Origin of the sequence: Methylobacterium sp. J-070, assembly GCF_022829385.1 — a bacterium.
GTDB lineage: Bacteria > Pseudomonadota > Alphaproteobacteria > Rhizobiales > Beijerinckiaceae > Methylobacterium.
The window spans coordinates 1-734 of the sequence record NZ_JAKSXX010000238.1 but is presented as its reverse complement, the minus strand read 5'-3'; the positions used below and the strand labels follow the sequence as shown (position 1 = coordinate 734).

At 67.2% G+C, this 734-nt stretch carries 1 pseudogene; it reads right to left on the bottom strand.

Going from position 1 to position 734, the window contains the following annotated elements:
• Nucleotides 1–54: 54 nt before the first annotated feature.
• Nucleotides 55–597 (bottom strand): annotated as a pseudogene (locus tag MKL01_RS27610) (helix-turn-helix domain-containing protein); the annotation flags it as partial.
• Nucleotides 598–734: the final 137 nt, after the last annotated feature.

The following is a 734-nucleotide window of genomic DNA, read 5'->3' as shown; positions in this document are numbered from 1 at the left end:
TGCACGACATCGTTCGCCGTCCATTCGTTCGATAGATCGGCCGCCTACATACCCTCACGGCATGGCTCGACCAGCGCCACCACCCGCGAGAATTCTCGTCCGGTCTGATCGGTCGAGGTCGCCCGCTGCCCCTCGGCAGCCTTTCTTCGGTGCCGTTTTCCCCGATTCTGACAGGATTAGAACCTCAGTAGGCGTGCGGTTCGCGGATTTGCACCCTCCCCCCTGTACCGGCCCGGGGTGAGCGGACGATCCAAGTCTGGATAGTGGGTCTCGCGTCCGCGCCAGCCGCAGCCAGGCGGTCCACTCGGGCGAGACGATGCGGACTACGTTCGTGTCGTTGCGGAAGCCGGTGATCTGGCGCTCCTCCACCGTCACAAGACCGAGCTTCCGGGCCTCGCGGATGGCGTTGCGGACCGTGGTCTCGGCCACTCCGGCGACCGCAGCGAGGTTCGGCACGGACAGGCGACAATCCTTCCGGCGCACGGTCTCGGCCGCCACGAGGGCGAGGACTGCCTGCTCGGCCAGCGTGAACCGGGCCGCTAGCCCTGGTGGAAGCCGTCCCGAGGCGGCCCAGCGGCGACGGCGCTCCATCGGGGCCTGTCGCAAACGGGAATGCGCTGAGGTTCACGGCTCGTTAGTCATAGCCGCCGAGCCTGCCGCTCCGATCCGGAGCCGGCCCATGATCCTCAACGTCCTCGCGCTCAAGCTGAAGCGAGACGCCAAAGGCGACTTCC